Source organism: Rhizobium sp. 10N427 (assembly GCF_056394605.1).
This window is the reverse complement of sequence record NZ_JBFTID010000012.1, coordinates 15,752-31,814: the sequence shown is the minus strand read 5'-3', so window position 1 is coordinate 31,814 and position 16,063 is coordinate 15,752. Positions and strand designations below refer to the sequence as shown.

Annotated in this window: 13 protein-coding genes; 8 read left to right on the top strand and 5 right to left on the bottom strand. The window is 62.1% G+C overall.

What is annotated here, in order from left to right:
* Nucleotides 1-110 precede the first annotated feature (110 nt).
* Nucleotides 111-932 (top strand): bifunctional allantoicase/(S)-ureidoglycine aminohydrolase, encoded by an 822-nt coding sequence (locus tag AC1DIJ_RS22165; RefSeq protein WP_112389954.1) that lies wholly within the window; start codon nucleotides 111-113, stop codon nucleotides 930-932.
* Nucleotides 933-1,006: 74 nt separating this feature from the next.
* Nucleotides 1,007-3,001, top strand: a complete 1,995-nt coding sequence (locus AC1DIJ_RS22160) for an ABC transporter ATP-binding protein/permease (protein ID WP_112389953.1) — start codon at nucleotides 1,007-1,009, stop codon at nucleotides 2,999-3,001.
* A 63-nt stretch (nucleotides 3,002-3,064) separates the two neighbouring features.
* On the opposite strand, the gene AC1DIJ_RS22155 is transcribed toward AC1DIJ_RS22160, so the two are convergent.
* From AC1DIJ_RS22155 to AC1DIJ_RS22135, 5 genes are all read right to left on the bottom strand, one after another.
* On the bottom strand, nucleotides 3,065-4,459 hold the full coding sequence (locus AC1DIJ_RS22155) for an amidohydrolase family protein (protein WP_112389952.1): 1,395 nt from the start codon (nucleotides 4,457-4,459) through the stop codon (nucleotides 3,065-3,067).
* Between the two features lie 107 nt (nucleotides 4,460-4,566).
* Nucleotides 4,567-5,427, bottom strand: a complete 861-nt coding sequence (locus AC1DIJ_RS22150) for a LysR family transcriptional regulator (protein ID WP_112389951.1) — start codon at nucleotides 5,425-5,427, stop codon at nucleotides 4,567-4,569.
* A gap of 69 nt (nucleotides 5,428-5,496) precedes the next feature.
* On the bottom strand, nucleotides 5,497-5,781 hold the full coding sequence (locus AC1DIJ_RS22145; protein ID WP_112389950.1) for a hypothetical protein: 285 nt from the start codon (nucleotides 5,779-5,781) through the stop codon (nucleotides 5,497-5,499).
* Between the two features lie 76 nt (nucleotides 5,782-5,857).
* Complete coding sequence (locus AC1DIJ_RS22140; RefSeq protein WP_112389949.1) at nucleotides 5,858-7,684, bottom strand: bifunctional diguanylate cyclase/phosphodiesterase; 1,827 nt, start codon at nucleotides 7,682-7,684, stop codon at nucleotides 5,858-5,860.
* A gap of 164 nt (nucleotides 7,685-7,848) precedes the next feature.
* The gene (locus AC1DIJ_RS22135; protein WP_112389948.1) at nucleotides 7,849-8,871 is read right to left on the bottom strand and encodes an NADP-dependent oxidoreductase; all 1,023 of its coding nucleotides are present in this window, start codon (nucleotides 8,869-8,871) and stop codon (nucleotides 7,849-7,851) included.
* A gap of 174 nt (nucleotides 8,872-9,045) precedes the next feature.
* On the opposite strand from AC1DIJ_RS22135, the gene AC1DIJ_RS22130 reads away from it, so the two are divergent.
* From AC1DIJ_RS22130 to AC1DIJ_RS22105, 6 genes are all read left to right on the top strand, one after another.
* Entirely contained in the window at nucleotides 9,046-10,038 is a 993-nt protein-coding gene (locus tag AC1DIJ_RS22130; protein ID WP_112389947.1) for an MsnO8 family LLM class oxidoreductase, read from the top strand.
* A 20-nt stretch (nucleotides 10,039-10,058) separates the two neighbouring features.
* The gene (locus tag AC1DIJ_RS22125; RefSeq protein ID WP_112389946.1) at nucleotides 10,059-11,408 is read left to right on the top strand and encodes an LLM class flavin-dependent oxidoreductase; all 1,350 of its coding nucleotides are present in this window, start codon (nucleotides 10,059-10,061) and stop codon (nucleotides 11,406-11,408) included.
* 18 nt (nucleotides 11,409-11,426) lie between these two features.
* The gene (locus AC1DIJ_RS22120; RefSeq protein ID WP_112389945.1) at nucleotides 11,427-12,626 is read left to right on the top strand and encodes a M20 aminoacylase family protein; all 1,200 of its coding nucleotides are present in this window, start codon (nucleotides 11,427-11,429) and stop codon (nucleotides 12,624-12,626) included.
* Between the two features lie 7 nt (nucleotides 12,627-12,633).
* Complete coding sequence (locus AC1DIJ_RS22115) at nucleotides 12,634-13,179, top strand: GNAT family N-acetyltransferase (protein WP_112389944.1); 546 nt, start codon at nucleotides 12,634-12,636, stop codon at nucleotides 13,177-13,179.
* Nucleotides 13,180-13,197: 18 nt separating this feature from the next.
* Nucleotides 13,198-14,976 (top strand): amino acid ABC transporter permease/ATP-binding protein, encoded by a 1,779-nt coding sequence (locus tag AC1DIJ_RS22110; RefSeq protein WP_112389943.1) that lies wholly within the window; start codon nucleotides 13,198-13,200, stop codon nucleotides 14,974-14,976.
* 89 nt (nucleotides 14,977-15,065) lie between these two features.
* Entirely contained in the window at nucleotides 15,066-16,010 is a 945-nt protein-coding gene (locus AC1DIJ_RS22105) for an ABC transporter substrate-binding protein (protein ID WP_112389942.1), read from the top strand.
* Nucleotides 16,011-16,063 lie beyond the last annotated feature (53 nt).

Sequence of the window (16,063 nt, the reverse complement as noted above, 5' to 3'; positions counted from 1 at the left end):
CCGCACCTCCTGATGCGCCCGATAAAATCCGCCGGATTGCAAAACCGGTCTTGAGCCGCCGCGTGCCGAAGACTACCGTCCGAACCGTCGAAAACGCTGAGAGAATGACCATGGCAAACCGCTCGTATTACTCCCCTCCCGGTGGCCTTCCGCCGCAGACCGATCTCCTCTCCGGCAAGGCGGTTTTTACCACGGCATATGCGGTCATCCCGCGGGGCGTGATGACGGATATCGTCACCAGCTATCTGCCACACTGGTCAAAGACCCGTGCCTGGATCATCGCGCGGCCGATGACCGGTTTTTCCGAGACCTTCTCTCAATATATCATGGAAGTGGCGCCCGGCGGCGGCAGCACCAAGCCGGAAGGTGAGCCACGGGCCGAGACGGCTATCTTCGTCGTGTCGGGGACATTGGCGATCGGACACGAAGGACGCGTCCATCAGCTTCGCGCCGGATCCTTCGCCTATCTGCCTGCCGGCAGTGCATGGACGCTGCAAAATGACGGCGCGGAGCTTGCGACTTTCCACTGGATCAGAAAGGCATTCCAGCCTGTCGAGGGGCTGGAGGCGCCGCCCGCCATCTTCACCCATGAGGACCAGCACGAACCGGGCGCGATGCCCGGCACGGACGGCAAATGGGCGACGACGCGCTTCATCGATCCCGCCGACATCCGCTACGACATGCATGTGACCATCGTCACCTTCGAACCGGGCGCCGTGATCCCCTTCATGGAAACCCATGTCATGGAGCATGGTCTCTATGTTCTCGAAGGCCGGGCCGTCTACCGCCTCAATCAGGATTGGGTGGAAGTCGAGGCCGGCGATTTCATGTGGCTGCGCGCATTTTGCCCGCAGGCCTGCTATGCAGGCGGCCCCGGCCGCTTCCGCTACCTGCTCTACAAGGACGTCAACCGGCACGCACCGCTGTTCTAGAGGACGTCTTGCGGGCGCGACCCAAATTGTCCGGCCGGCGTGAAACCTTTTGATTTTTGCGCCGTTGTCGGCTCATGACCGAAGCAGAACTGAAACCGAAATCGGTCGACGGTGCCAAACCGGATGGCGCCGCGAAATCGCCTCAGGGCGTGGGGCCGGTTGTCGAGGCTCCACCGCCGCCGGATGCCGTTGAACCCGATCCGGGACTGACGCCGGAAGAAGCCGAGCATGCGCGCAAGCGCTATCTGCTGCGGCGGTTCTGGATCAGCGCCCGCGGCTATTGGGGCCGTCACGGCGACCGATCGTCATGGCCGTGCTCCATCGGCCTCTTGGCGATGATCATCCTCAATGTCGGCCTCCAGTACGGGATCAACCTCTGGAACCGGCATATTTTCGACGCGATCGAGACGCGCGATGCAGGCACCATCTATTATCTGAGCGCGGTATTCCTGCCGCTGGTGCTTGCAAGTGTCGCACTCGTCACGGCGCAGGTCTCCGTTCGCATGATGATGCAGCGGCGTTGGCGCTCTTGGCTGACATCGGCCGTCATCCAGCGCTGGCTGGCGAATGGCCGTTATTACCAACTGAACCTGATCGGCGGCGATCACGCAAATCCGGAAGCCCGCATTTCCGAGGATCTGCGGATCGCGACGGAATCGCCGGTCGATTTCGTTGCCGGCGTGCTCGTGGCATTTCTGTCCGCCTCGACCTTCATCGTGGTGCTGTGGACCATCGGCGGTGCGCTGACGCTTCCGGTTGCAGGCTCGACGGTCACCATACCGGGCTTTCTGGTCATTGCCGCCGTGCTCTATGCAGGCATCACCTCCACGTCGATCGCCATTATCGGACGCAGTTTCGTTGCCGTCTCCGAGGTCAAGAACCAGGCAGAGGCCGAGTTTCGCTATCTGCTGACGCATGTGCGGGAAAACGGGGAAAGCATCGCTTTGCTCGGCGGCGAAGAAGAGGAGCGTAACGACGTCGACCGCACCTTCGGAAAGGTTCTAAAGCAATGGGCACTGCTTGCGGGCCAGCATATGCGTACGACACTGGTATCGCAGGGATCGAGCCTCATCGCACCTGTCGTTCCTATCCTGCTATGCGCTCCGAAGTTTCTCGACGGCAGCATGACGCTTGGCGAGGTGATGCAGGCGGCCTCGGCCTTCACCATCGTGCAGGCGGCATTCGGCTGGCTGGTCGACAACTATCCGCGGCTGGCGGACTGGAATGCCAGTGCCCGGCGTATCGCCTCGCTGATGATGTCGCTGGACGGCCTTGAGCGCGCCGAGAACAACGATTCGATCGGCCGCATCCAGCGCGGGGAGACGGAAGGGGATGCCATTTTGAGCCTGAACGAGCTTTCGGTATCGCTCGATGACGGGACGTCCGTCGTTAAGGAAACCCAGGTCGATATCGAACCCGGCGAGCGCGTTCTGATTGCCGGGGAATCCGGCTCGGGCAAGAGCACGCTCGTCAGGGCGATTGCGGGCCTCTGGCCGTGGGGGCGCGGCAGCGTCAATTTTCGCGCCGGCAGCCGGTTGTTCATGTTGCCGCAGCGGCCCTACATCCCCTCCGGGACGCTGCGCAGGGCAACGGCCTATCCCCGTGCCGCCGATGACTGGACGGTGGAGGAAGTATTGGCGGCACTGGAGGCGGTCGGGCTCGGCTATCTCGGTGAGAAGATCGAGGAAGACGCGCCCTGGGACCAGACGTTGTCGGGTGGCGAGAAGCAGAGGCTGGCCATCGCGCGCCTGCTGCTGCACAATCCCGATATCATCGTGCTGGACGAGGCAACGTCGGCTCTGGACGAGAAAAGCCAGGAGCAGATGATGGAAACCGTGATCCGCGAATTGCCGAAAGTCACCATCGTCAGCGTCGCGCATCGGGTCGAGCTGGAAGCATTTCACAGCCGCAAGATCACCCTGGAACGCCGCGACGGCGGCGCCAAGCTTGTCAGCGATATCGATCTGATCCCGCGGAAGAAGAGGCCGAAATCGCTGCTGCGGCGCAGCGCCTCGGCGCTGCTCAACACGAAGCGACACTCCGGCCACAAGAACGGCGGCCGGAACTAAACTTGCTGGAGCAAGCCATGACGCGCTGCGGCTATCTGCGGGCAGCGCGTCATGCATCGATTATCAGGATGACGCCTTGGCGACGCCGCCGGAAACGAGGCGTCCTTTGTGGAACGTTGCGCTGCGCGGCGACACGCGGGCGACGGCCTCTGCGGAGCAGCTGGCGCTGGCAAGCGTGAAGCCCGCTTCGTCGCCGATCTTCGGCCAGGCGCGATTGCCATCGGCGTCGAGTGGCAGGATGCCGCCGGTCGAAATGGCAAGCGACCGCGACAGGTGATACTCGTCGGAACCACGATAGAGCTGGGCGTAGAGATAGGCCTTTTCCAGCATGTCTCCGCTGCCGAATGGCGACCAGTGATCGATGACGCTGTCGGTGCCGGTCATGACGAAGACGCCGGCCTTACTGAGTTGGGGCAAGGGCATCGTCAATCCGCCGATCGGCACTGTGGAGGCGATGGTCATGCCGTTCGCCGCCAGCCGCGCGGCGGTTTCGTCAAGCGCTTCCGGGGAAAGCGTCGTCAGCGCGAAGGCATGGCTGATGGTCACCTTGTCTTTCAGCACAGGGTTCTTCTCGACAGTGTCGATCATGTAGTCGATCGCGGCGACACCGGCCGGGCTCGTCTCATGCAGGTGGATATCAACGCCCTTGCCGCTGTCGATCGCAATCTGGAACATCGCATCGAGCGACTTTTCCATGGCGCTGTCGACATTCGTCGGGTCGAGACCGCCAACATAGGCGGCGCCCATCTGCATCGCCTCTCGCATGAGGCCATCGACCTTCGAGTGCAGCAGGCCGTGCTGGGGGAAGGCAACGATCTCGCAATCGAAGCTGTCCTTGTGCTTTTCCAGCGCGAGTTTCAGGTGTTCCAGGCTCTTCAGGCCGCTGACCGGATCGATGTTGCAGTGGCTGCGGGCGACCGTGCTACCCTTGGATTGGATCAGCGCAATCAGACCCTCGGCCCGCTGCTCGGATGTCGGCAGCAATTGCGGCAGCAGTTTTTCCTCAAGCGCGATCATGTCCATGATCGTCTTGCCCTGACGGGGCAGAGGCGCCTTCCACGGACCGCCGTAGAAGGTCTTGTCGAGATGGATATGCATGTCGCGCATCTTCGGCAGCGCCAGCTGGCCGCTGGCCTGATAGACAGGGACGCCAGATGGAAGCGTAGTGCCGGCTGCGTGCAGCGCGGCGATCTTGCCGTCCTTGATTTCAAGCGTATTCAGCGACGTGCGGGTTCCGGTGACGATATCGCCGTCGCGTTCGAAACCGTCTTCGAGGCGAACATCCGTCAGCAGGTAGTGGTTATCGGTGATGGCTGTGACATCGGCTTCGCTGGCGCAATCGGCAGCTGCGGCCTCGCGGCTCATGCCGCCTGTCAGGCCCGCAAGCGCTGCGGCTGTCGTCACCTGTCCGGTTCGGCTCAGGAAGGCTCTGCGGCTTTGCGATACGGCATTGTGCATGATCGTCTCCTCATCGTCGTGCATGAAATGGATGAGGCCATTTTAGGAAATGACGCGGCGCGATGGCAGCGACATATGACAATGGTGACTATTCGATTTGCGAATGATCAGTGGTGCTTCAGGCCGCAAAAGGAAATGAGACGCTCGGCGAGATCGAGGGCGAGCGGCGAGGCGGTGTCGCGGTAAAACAGCGCGAGCTCGAAATTCTCGATCGGCGGCAGACCCTCGGCGGTACCCAGCACGCGATGCCCCTGAAGCCGGCAGCTTGCCGGCAGGAGGCTGACGCCAAGGCCAGCGGCAGAGGCTGCGGCAAGCGCCGCGAGCCCGCCGCTGCTATAGCCGACGCGCCACCTGAGGCCGAGGCCTTCAAGCGTCTCGCACAGTTCTTCGCGGTAAAGGCCGTTGACAGGAAAGACGGCGATCGGCACCGGGGATTGTTCGATCGCCGGATACTTTTCGCTGTCGAACCAGAGCAGCGGCTCGGCGCGCGCGGCCCGGGGCAGATGCACGCGCACCTGCTTGACGAGCACAAGATCCAGCTCTTCCAGCAGATAGGCCCGGTGCAGCTCGCGGCTGAGGCCGCTTGAGACATCCAGCCGCAGATGCGGATGCTCGCGCTTGAATTCGGCGAGAAGGTCGATGGTCGGTACGGTCAGATCCTCCGGCATGCCGAGCCGCAAGACGCCATCTCTCCATGGCCCCGTCAGCGCGTCATGCGCCTCTTCGTTGAGCGCGATGATGCGGCGCGCATAGCTCAGCAGCTTGATGCCTTCTTCGGTCAGCCGCACCTCATGCGACGTCCGCTCGAGCAGCGCTTTTCCCAGCAGCTCCTCCAGCCGCCGGATCTGCTGGCTGATGGTCGATTGCGACAGCGAGACGCGATCGGCGGCGCGGGTGAAACTGCTGGTCTCGCAAACCGCGACAAAGCTGATCAGCAATTGCGGGCTGAACATCGGATAGCGTGTCATTTTCTCGCTGTCTCAACCATCGCCGACTCCTATCTGCCGGCAATTATTTACGGGAATGCCGGGCTCGGGTCAGTGCAGGCGGGATCCGGCAGGCCGCCGGTTGACCGCAAGCCTGAGAACGCTGATCAAACGCGCGGCCGATCTCATGACTTCGAATGCGATATCAGGGTCGCCGCCGGCGATATCGTCGGCCAGGCGCCGCAGCGTCTGCGACACATCGGTGATGAGTGCACCCATCTGGGCGCGGTCTTCGTCCCGGAGGCCGGCAAGCAGGCTGAGGAGCGTATCGGCAAAGTTCAGCAACGCCGTGGTCGCCTGCGCCGGGGTGAGTGTCGAATGAGATATCTGCGTCATGGGCTCGCTTTCACGGGTTAGGTGTCGCGAGCTAGAGCGATTTCAAGGTTGTAACGTGACGAAGGCGCCCCCTGCTTCAAAGTGCCCGGCTAAGGCGGTCGTGGCGCAGTGGAGGCCGGTTGTTCTCACCGGCGTCGTCGGGCTTTTGACCCCTGGTTCTCAGGAGTTCGGTGGCGGCATCAAACCCGACAGCGCGGGAATAGACGAAACCCTGGCCGAGAATGCATCCCATGGCGAGAAGATGCGATGCCTGCTCTTCGGTCTCGATACCCTCGGCAACGACCTTGATGCCAAGTCTGTGAGCGATGCCGATCAGTCCTTCGACGATGGCGGCACCCGGTTCTTCGCTGATCAGGCGATCGACGAAGGACTTGTCGATCTTGATGATATCGACGGGGACGGTCAGCAGGTGGGTGAGCGAGGCATAACCGGTGCCGAAGTCGTCGAGCGCGACGCGCAAGCCCTGTTCCCGAAGCGCCCGGATCTCGTCGCCGACCGTGTGGTCGCGGGGGCCGAGATAGACGGATTCCGTCACCTCCAGGATCACATGGTCCAGCGGCACGCCTTTGCCGATGAGATGTTCGTCCAGTTTCGCTCGGAGATTGCCGGTATGAAAATCGGCAGCCGAAAGGTTGATCCCGACATGCTGAAGGGGGAGGCCGAGATCAAGCCACCGGCGCATGTCCGATGTCACCATGTCGAGCATCCGTTCGGTCAGTTGCAAGGCGATCTCGCCGTCCAGCATCGCCTCATGGAAATGGGCCGCCGCGACCGTCTCGCCGGCCGGCGTGCGCATACGGCACAGCGCTTCGAAGCCGACGACCTCGCCTGTGTCCAGCCGGACGATTGGCTGGTAATGCGCTTCGATACGCCGCTCCGCCAGCGCGATACCAACATCGCGAATGGCCCGGAAACGCCGCGTCAGCGCGGTGCCCATGCCGGGATAATAGGCGGTGAACTGGCCGCGGTGCCGGGACTTGCCGTGATAAAGCGCGACATCGGCATTCTGGCGGGGATCACCATCTCCGGCAACGGCGCCGCCCGCCGTCATCGATGGGAAGACCACATGCTTGTCGCACTGGGCGGGCCGCTTGACGGCGCGAAGGATGGCATCGCCACAGGCTGCCAGCTCCTCCATGCCGCCGCCATCGAGGATCACGGCGAACTCATCGCCACCCAGCCTGAAAGTCCGCTCCGGCGGAACGACCGATGCGATGCGCCTGGCGACCGTCCGGATCAGCGCATCGCCTGCACCATGCCCGAAGGTGTCGTTGACCAGTTTGAGATTGTCGATATCGGCAAGCAGCAGACCGAAGGTGCGGTTGGCGGTCTGGAGTTCTTCCAGCACTTCGTTGAACCGTGCGCGGTTGGCTTCGCCGGTCAGCGCGTCCGTGTAGGTCAGACGTTCGCGCTCGCGGACCCTTTCATCGCGCTCGATGGCGATGGCGCAGAGATGCGTGCAGGTTTCGATGATTTCCTTGTCTCCATCGTCAGGACGCCGGCACTCCTGAAAATAAAGAGCGAAGGTTGCGATGACCCGGCCTGCGCTGATCACTGGGGTGGACCAGCATGCCAGAAGACCGAGCGGCAGAGCCAGATCGCGATAGGCCGCCCATCGGCCATCGGTTGCGATATCTGTGACGATAACAGGGACACCGTAGAAGGCGGCCGTGCCGCACGACCCGGCAGCCGGTCCGACCTCCAGATTGTCGAGAGCCTGGCTATAGGAATGGGGCAGGGACGGGGCTGCGAGCGGATGGAGTCTGCCGTTTTCAACCCGAAGAACAGAGCATTTGACCTCCGGAAGCCTGATCTCAACCAGCAGGCAAAGCGCCTCCAGCGTTGCCGCAAGCGGCTCGCCCTTGGCAATGCGTTCCAGAACCTTGTTTTGCAATTCGAGCATGTCATCGCCACGGGGTTAGCAAAACCTAAAGTAGGCGGATGAACGATCAAATCTCGTTTCAGGAATAGCTAAAATTGACGCGATTGCTGGATTTTTGGCAGCGCGTGGACGATCGCACAGGTTCTATCGGCCATGGACCGCAGCCCGAGGCTTTCGCCGGCCAATCATTCGCTCACACGCACGATCAGTTTCCCGAAATTCTTGCCTTGCAGCAGGCCGATGAAAGCCTGGGGCGCATTGTCCAGACCATCGACGATATCCTCACGGAATTTCAGGCGGCCGTCCGCCAGCCATCCGGATGCCTCTTCAAGAAAATCCGGCCGCTGCGCGGCGAACTCGCGCTGAATAAAGCCGCGCACGGTCAGGCTCTTGCGCAAAACGGCGCGCATGAAGCCGGGAAGGCGGTCGAATCCCTCCGCCGCCTCATTGTTGTAATGCGCAATCAGCCCGCAGACGGGCACGCGTGCGAAGTCGTTCAGAAGCGGGAAGACCGCTTCCCAGACATGGCCGCCGACATTCTCGAAATAGACGTCGATTCCATCCGGGCAGGCCAAGAGGAGCTGAGCGGTAAAGTCCTTCGCGCGGTGATCGATGGCAACGTCGAAGCCGAGCGCGCCGCTGACATAGGCACATTTCTCGGCCCCACCGGCAATGCCGACGACCCGGGCTCCGCGTATCCTGGCGATCTGGCCAACCACCGCACCGACAGCGCCGCTGGCGGCAGCGACGACGACGGTCTCGCCTTGCTGTGGCTTGCCGATGTTGCGCAGGCCGGCATAGGCGGTGAAGCCGGGCATGCCGAGAACGCCGAGCGCGGTTGTCAGCGGCGCCTGCTGCGGATCGAGCTTGCGCAGCCCCTCACCGTTTGACGTCGCATAGGTCTGCCAGCCCGAATGCGACAGGACGAGATCGCCGGGCGCGAAATCGCTGTTTCGGCTGCGGATGACGCGGGCAACGGTACCGCCCTCCATGACCTGCCCGATGCCGACGGGCGCGGCATAGGATTTGGCGTCATCCATGCGTCCGCGCATATAGGGATCGAGCGACAGGAAGAGGATCTGCAGCAGCACTTCACCTTCCGCCGCGGCGGGGACCGGCTGCCGCTCGATCTGGAAATTCTCCGGTACGGGCGATCCTTTCGGCCGTGACGCCAGGGTGATCCTTACGTTTTCCAGTGCTTCGGGCATGACAATCCTTTCCATGATGAAGACGGTGTTTCGCGCAGGCCGACGCTAACGCCGTCATGCGCGAGCGGCACGGTCGATTTTTCCCTTCTTTCAACTCCAAAGAGAAAGCGGTTCCTTACGATGGCAATTATCTACTGATTTTATAGACAATATAGAAATAAATGAGGCGTCGTGATGACATATCTTCTCAGCCTGCTCGACAAGGCCCCGATCGAAGAGGGCGCCAATGCCGCCGAAGCGCTCGTGGCGGCCGTCAAGCTTGCGACCGCCGCTGAAGAGCTCGGCTATCACCGTTTCTGGGTGGCAGAGCACCACAGCATGAGCAATCTGGCAAGCTCGGCGCCTGAGGTCCTGATCGCCCATCTTCTGGCAAGGACGCGCTCGATCCGCATCGGCTCCGGTGGAGTGATGCTGCAGCACTATAGCGCCTACAAGGTTGCCGAGACCTTCAACGTTCTCTCGTCTCTTGCGCCGGGGCGTGTCGATCTCGGCGTCGGAAAAGCGCCGGGCGGCTTTCCATATTCGACGCGCGCGCTGCAGGTCGCGATCGATCCGGCGCTGAAGCCGAGCTTTGCCGACCAGCTCTCGGACCTGAACGCTTACCTCGCTTTTGAGACGCGTGAAGACCGCGCCGCTGCAACGCCGATCCCGCCGGTCAAGCCCGAACGCTTTCTGCTGGGCGCCAGTGTCGAAAGCGCGCTTCTCGCGGCCGAGAAAGGCTGGCGGCTGGTTTTCGCCGGGCATCTGAACGGCGATCCCGACAATCTCAAGCGTACCTTTGATGCTTACGCCCAGGCAACCGGAGGGGATGTTCCGATCCTCGCGCTCGCCGCCTTTGCCGCCGAGAATGCCGAACGGGCCCGCCAGCGGGTCGGCGATCTGCGGATCGTCAAGCTGTTCCTGCCGAACGGTCAGACCGTGAATGTCGGCAATGAGGAGCAGGCCGCAGAATATGCCAGACAGGCAGGCGTCGCCGAATTCAGGACCGAGGAGAAGATCCCAAGTGTCCTGCATGGAACGGCACGCCAGGTGCGCGACGCGCTCGACGGCCTCCACTCCCAATATGGCGTCCAGGAATTCGTGCTCGACACGCCGGCTCTGACGCCGAGCGAACGTCTGGCGTCGATCGAGCTCCTCGCCAAAGAACGCCTTTCACTCGCTGCCTAACTGCGCTCCGGAGACACATCATGGCTCAGAAACACGTCACTTTCGGTATCATGTTGCAAGGCCCGGGCGGCCACATGAACGCTTGGAAGCATCCGAGCGGCCCGGCCGATGCATCGACCAATCTTCAGTTCTTCATCGATACGGCGCGCAAGGCCGAAAACGTGGGCATCGCCTTCGCCTTCGTTGCCGACGGCCTCTATATCAACGAGCAGTCAATCCCGCATTTTCTGAACCGTTTCGAACCTCTGACGATCCTGTCGGCGCTGGCCGCCTCGACGTCGAAGATCGGTCTCGTCGGTACGGTCTCGACCTCCTATAGCGACCCCTTCACCATCGCCCGCCAGTTCGCGTCGCTCGATCTCATCAGCGGCGGCCGCGCCGGCTGGAATGCCGTGACCTCGCCGCTCGAAGGATCCGGGCGCAACTACGGGCGCGAGCATCCCGAGCATGAGCTAAGATACGAGATCGCCGAGGAATATATCGACGCGACCAAGGGGCTATGGGATTCCTGGGATGACGATGCCTTCATCCGCGACCGCGACAGCGGGCAATATGCCGACTTCGAAAAGATGCACCGGCTCGATCACAAGGGGCGGTTCTTCCGCATCGAAGGGCCGCTCAACATCCGCCGCTCGAAGCAGGGGCAGCCGGTCGTCTTCCAGGCGGGCGCCTCGGATTCCGGCATAAAGCTTGCCGGAAAGCACGCCGACGCTGTCTTCACCAATGGCGGCCCGATCGAGGAGCCAAAGACCTTCTACAAGCAGCTCAAGCAGAGCGCCATCGCTCAGGGCCGCAGCGCCAGGGAAATCGGTATCTATCCCGGCATCGGCCCGATCGTTGGGGCGACGGCGGAGGAGGCGGAAGCCAAGTATCAGGCAATCCGGGGTCTTGTTACCATCGAGGAGGCCCTGCGCTATCTCGGCCGGTTCTTCGATCACCACGATTTCAGCGTGTATCCGCTGGATGAACAATTCCCGGAACTCGGCGATATCGGCCGCAACAATTTCCGCGCCACGACCGACCGGATCAAGAAGACGGCGCGTGAGAACGGCCTGACACTGCGCGAGGTGGCGCTCGATGCGGCAACGCCGCGCACGGCCTTCATCGGAACCGCCGATCATATCGCCGACGAGATCATCCGCTGGATCGACGAGGAGGCTGCCGACGGCTTCATTCTCGGCTTCCCCGTGATCGCTGAAGGCTTTGACGACTTCGCGCATCACGTCCTGCCCATCCTGCAGCGCCGCGGCTATTTCGATCCGAAGCTGAAGGGCGAAACGCTTCGCGATCATCTGGGACTGCCCTTCCGCACCAGCCGCTATGCCGAAAGCGACGGCGATGCAGACCAGCGAAAGGCCGCCAGCGCCTGAGCGCTGGGGAAACCTCTGATGAACGCAAGAGCTCAAACACCTCTAAAGCATGATCGTGTGGAACTGGGCATTGCCTCATTCCTTAACGAATTCATCGAGCTGCGCCGTGATCTTCACCAATATCCGGAGCTGGCCTTTCGGGAACATCGGACCAGCAAGCTCATCGCCTCGCGTCTTGCCTCATGGGGCTATGACGTCGAACACGGCATTGCCGGAACCGGCATCGTTGCGACGTTGAGGAAGGGAAGCGGTGGCAAAAAGCTTGCCATTCGCGCCGATATGGATGCGCTGCCGATCGAGGAGGCGACGGGCCTTGCCTATTCGAGCAGCAATCCCGGTGTCATGCATGCCTGCGGACATGATGGGCACACAACCATCCTGCTGGCCGCCGCGCGCTATCTCGCCGAGAGTGGCCGCTTCGATGGCACGCTCCGGCTGATCTTCCAGCCGGCCGAGGAGATTGGCGCTGGGGCGCGCAAGATGATCGCCGAAGGTCTGTTCGATCGCTTTCCTGTCGATGCGATCTTCGGGCTCCACAATTGGCCTGGCGTTCCCGCGGGGCATTTCGGCTTCGTCGCGAATGCGGCCATGGCATCGGTCGACCAGGCGGTGATCAGGATCGTCGGCAAGGGTGGCCATGGTGCCGAGCCGCATCGCGGCGTCGATCCGGTGCTCGCATCCGCGTCCCTCATCACGGCACTGCAGAGCGTCGTCTCGCGCAATGTCGATCCGCAGGACATGGCGGTGGTCACCGTCGGGTCGATCCATGGCGGATCGGCCTCTAACGTCATCCCCGAAAGCGTCGAGCTGAAGCTTACCATGCGCGCCTATAGCGAGAGCGTTCGCGAAAGGCTGGAGACCCGCATTCCGGCATTGGCTCGCGCACAGGCGGAGAGCTTCGGCGCGACGGCTGAAGTTGATTACCGGCGCGGTTTCCCGGCGCTCATCAACCATCCCGATGAAACGGCATTCGCGAAAAGCGTGGCACTGAAGGCATTCGACCGCAGCCTGACCGAGGACGATTTCCGTCCGCGAACGGCCAGCGAAGACTTCGCCTTCATGCTGAAGGAAAAGCCGGGAAGCTATCTCTTCATCGGCAACGGCGAGAGCGCGCCGCTGCACAGCGCCCACTATGATTTCAATGACGCCATCATAGCGCCTGCTGCCCGTTACTGGGTGCAGCTCGCCGAAACCTTCCTCTCCGAAGACAACGGGTAACGACGACATGAGCGACACGTTTCTCTACACAACGCCATTGGATCCGCAGGCCAAACCGCTGATCGACGAGCTCATTCATGAATATGACAGCCGCTACGGCAGCTACTTTGATGAGAAGGGTGCGGCGGCCGAGCTCAACCGCTATCCGCCGGAAGCCTTCGCGCCGCCGGACGGGAACTTCGTGCTCTTGATCCGCGATGGCGTGACGATCGGCGGCGGCGCCTTCAAGCGCTACGACGAGCGGACCGCTGAGTTCAAGCGCATCTGGACCCGCTCCGACCTGCGCCGCCAGGGGCTGGCGCGAAAGGTTCTCGTCGAGCTTGAGCTGCAGGCGGCTCGCCAGGGCTACTGGCGCGTCTATCTGACGACCGGGTTCAGACAGCCGGAAGCCGTCGGTCTCTATCTGAGCAACGGCTACACGGCGCTGTTCGACATCAATGTCGATCCCGAATTCTACAAGACGCTGCCTTTCGAAAAGGCGATCGCTTCAGGCGTCATGGCGCCGGCGGCGGATATCGACGCAACGCCGCTTCGTGCGGTCGCCAATCTTTGATTTGAGAAGGAGCAGGGCATGGCGCTGACCAGCGAATTTGCGGGTATCGCAAAGCACGAGCACAGAGCGGCGGAAACCTCCGACTATGCGCGCTACAGGATCGTTCCGGCGCGCCACCCAGCGCGTTTTGCGGGCACGGTCTTTGCCGCCGTCGTCATCGCGGCCATCATCTATTCGACATCCACGAACCCGCGCTGGGGCTGGAATGTCTTTGCCGAATGGCTCTTCGCAGAACCCGTGCTGGCCGGCCTCGGCCGCACCCTGCTTCTGACGGCGCTCGCCACCATCTCCGGCTCCATCCTCGGAACGGCGCTCGCGCTGGCGCGTGTTTCCCGGTCGCCGCTGCTGTCCGGTCTCTCCTGGGGCTATATCTGGCTGCTGCGCTCGATCCCCGTCATCGTCCTGCTGCTGGTTCTCAATAACCTCGGCTATCTCTATGAAACCATTACGATCGGCATTCCCTTTACCGACACGGTCTTTGCGAGTTATCCGACGACGCAGCTTCTGACGCCGTTTGCCGCAGCCTTTCTCGGGTTGACGCTGAACCAGTCGGCTTTCTTCGCTGAAATCGTGCGTGGCGGCATTCTCTCGGTGGACCAGGGGCAGCTCGAGGCCGCAGCCTCGCTCGGCCTCTCGCATCGCCGCCAGGCCTTCCGCATCATCTTGCCCCAGGCCATGCGCTCGATCCTGCCGACAGGCTTCAACGAGGTGATCGGTCTCGCGAAGGCCACCTCGATGGTCTACGTGCTCGCTCTGCCGGAACTCTTCTACACGGTGCAGGTCATCTACCGGCGCAATCTGGAAGTCATTCCGCTGCTGATGGTCGCGACCGCATGGTATCTGGTCATCATGACCGTGCTGTCGATCGCTCAGCACTACATCGAACGGCATTATTCGAAGGGCGCCCTGCGCAATCCGAAGCCCTTACCCTTCCAGGCCTTCTTCTCGCGCTTCACCCACCAGCCGGCGGCCGCTGAGTTTGCATCTGACACGACGGTTGCCCATGCGGGGTTTGCCGATGCCGCGGTTCTGCGCGCCGGCGGGGCAATCAGCATCCAGAAAATTTCGAAAAGCTTCGGCTCGCTGAAGGTGCTTGATGGTATCGACCTCAATCTGCCAGCTGGCAGCGTGACAGCGATTCTCGGACCCTCCGGTTCCGGCAAATCGACGTTGCTGCGCTCGATTAATCATCTGGAGCGCGTCGATGCGGGCTTCATTGCCGTCGACGGTGAACTCGTCGGCTACGAGCAGAAGGGCAATCTGCTTTATGAGCTGAAGGAAAAGGAGATCCTGAGGCGGCGCGCCGATATCGGCATGGTGTTCCAGAGCTTCAATCTCTTCCCGCATCTGACCGTGCTTGAGAATCTGATCGAGGCGCCGATCCAGGTGCGCGGTGCCAAGCGCGAGGAAGCCGTTCAGCTTGCTCAGGAGCTGCTCGCCCGGGTCGGGCTTGCCGACAAGATCAATGCCTATCCCCGCCAGCTCTCGGGCGGTCAGCAACAGCGCGTGGCGATTGCCCGGGCGCTGGCACTCCGGCCCAAGGTTCTGCTGTTCGACGAGCCGACATCGGCGCTCGATCCGGAACTGGTCGGCGAAGTGCTCGATGTCATCAAGGAGCTTGCCCGGACGGGGACGACGCTTGTGGTGGTGACGCACGAGGTCGGCTTTGCCCGCGAGATTGCCGATACCGTCGTCTTCATGGACGGCGGCCGAATCCTCGAATCCGGCCCACCGTCGAAGATCTTCACCCGGGCCGAACATTCCCGCACCAGAGAGTTTCTCGCCAAGGTGCTCTGAGCTTTCCGCAGGAAACGAAACTCCGGCCGCGACGGGCGTCCGGATCGCATGCCAACACCCACAATCTAAAGAAGAAATGGAGTAGGGACATGACATTCAGAAATAGTGCAATCCGCCTGCTAGCCGGCGCCGTTGCAGCGGCGACCCTGGGGATCGGCTCTGCACAGGCTGCCGAGAAGTTCAACTTGAGCCCGGATACCTCGAACCGCATCCGCGCCGAAAAGGACGAAGCCGCGATCAAGGCGATCTCCCCGTCCTTCAAGTTCGTCCAGAAGGGCAAGTTCACCGTCGCCATCAACCCGTGGGATCCGCCGGTCGCGACCTACGCAACGGATGCGAAGACCGTCGTCGGTACCGATCCCGAGATTGCCCAGCTTCTCGCCGATTCCTTCGGCCTCGAGCTCGATCTCGTCCCTGTCGCCTGGGAGGACTGGCCGCTCGGCGTCTCCTCCGGCAAATATGATGCCGTCATCTCCAATGTCACGGTGACGGAGGAACGCAAGGAGAAGTTCGACTTCTCCACCTACCGCAATGACGTGCTCGGCTTCTACGTGAAGGCCGACAGCAAGATCAGCGCGATAAAGGAGCCGAAGGATGTCGCCGGCCTGAAGGTCATCACCGGTGCTGGTACCAACCAGGAGAAGATCATCCTCGAATGGGATCGTGAAAACGTCGCTGCTGGCCTGAAGCCGATCGAGGTTCAGTATTACGACGACCGCGCCGCTGCCGACCTCGCGATCCAGTCCGGCCGCGCCGATGTGGAGTTCAACCCGAACGCCACGCTTGCCTACAGCGCCTCCATCAAGGGCTCGACCAAGCTGGTCGGCACCGTCAGCGGTGGCTGGCCAGTTGCGGCCGAGATCGCCGTGACGACGAAGAAGGGTGCCGGTCTGGCCGATGCGGTGACACTCGCTCTCAACGACCTGATCAAGGACGGTAAGTACGGCGAGGTGCTGAAGCGCTGGAACCTGACATCCGAGGCGACGGCGGAATCGAAGACCAACCCGCCAGGCCTGCCGAAGAGCGGTTCCTAAGGCTGGTTGAGCGGACCGGCGCGAGGGATGCGAGCCGGTCCGCACGTTTGATT

Excerpts from the sequence above, each read along its gene's own strand:
- AC1DIJ_RS22115 (WP_112389944.1), top strand. The coding sequence starts at position 12,634 with ATGAGCGACACGTTTCTCTACACAACGCCATTGGATCCGCAGGCCAAA.
- AC1DIJ_RS22155 (WP_112389952.1), bottom strand. The coding sequence starts at position 4,459 with ATGCACAATGCCGTATCGCAAAGCCGCAGAGCCTTCCTGAGCCGAACC.
- AC1DIJ_RS22135 (WP_112389948.1), bottom strand. The coding sequence starts at position 8,871 with ATGCCCGAAGCACTGGAAAACGTAAGGATCACCCTGGCGTCACGGCCG.
- AC1DIJ_RS22120 (WP_112389945.1), top strand. The coding sequence starts at position 11,427 with ATGAACGCAAGAGCTCAAACACCTCTAAAGCATGATCGTGTGGAACTG.
- AC1DIJ_RS22105 (WP_112389942.1), top strand. The coding sequence starts at position 15,066 with ATGACATTCAGAAATAGTGCAATCCGCCTGCTAGCCGGCGCCGTTGCA.
- AC1DIJ_RS22145 (WP_112389950.1), bottom strand. The coding sequence starts at position 5,781 with ATGACGCAGATATCTCATTCGACACTCACCCCGGCGCAGGCGACCACG.
- AC1DIJ_RS22110 (WP_112389943.1), top strand. The coding sequence starts at position 13,198 with ATGGCGCTGACCAGCGAATTTGCGGGTATCGCAAAGCACGAGCACAGA.
- AC1DIJ_RS22160 (WP_112389953.1), top strand. The coding sequence starts at position 1,007 with ATGACCGAAGCAGAACTGAAACCGAAATCGGTCGACGGTGCCAAACCG.
- AC1DIJ_RS22165 (WP_112389954.1), top strand. The coding sequence starts at position 111 with ATGGCAAACCGCTCGTATTACTCCCCTCCCGGTGGCCTTCCGCCGCAG.
- AC1DIJ_RS22130 (WP_112389947.1), top strand. The coding sequence starts at position 9,046 with ATGACATATCTTCTCAGCCTGCTCGACAAGGCCCCGATCGAAGAGGGC.
- AC1DIJ_RS22140 (WP_112389949.1), bottom strand. The coding sequence starts at position 7,684 with ATGCTCGAATTGCAAAACAAGGTTCTGGAACGCATTGCCAAGGGCGAG.
- AC1DIJ_RS22150 (WP_112389951.1), bottom strand. The coding sequence starts at position 5,427 with ATGACACGCTATCCGATGTTCAGCCCGCAATTGCTGATCAGCTTTGTC.
- AC1DIJ_RS22125 (WP_112389946.1), top strand. The coding sequence starts at position 10,059 with ATGGCTCAGAAACACGTCACTTTCGGTATCATGTTGCAAGGCCCGGGC.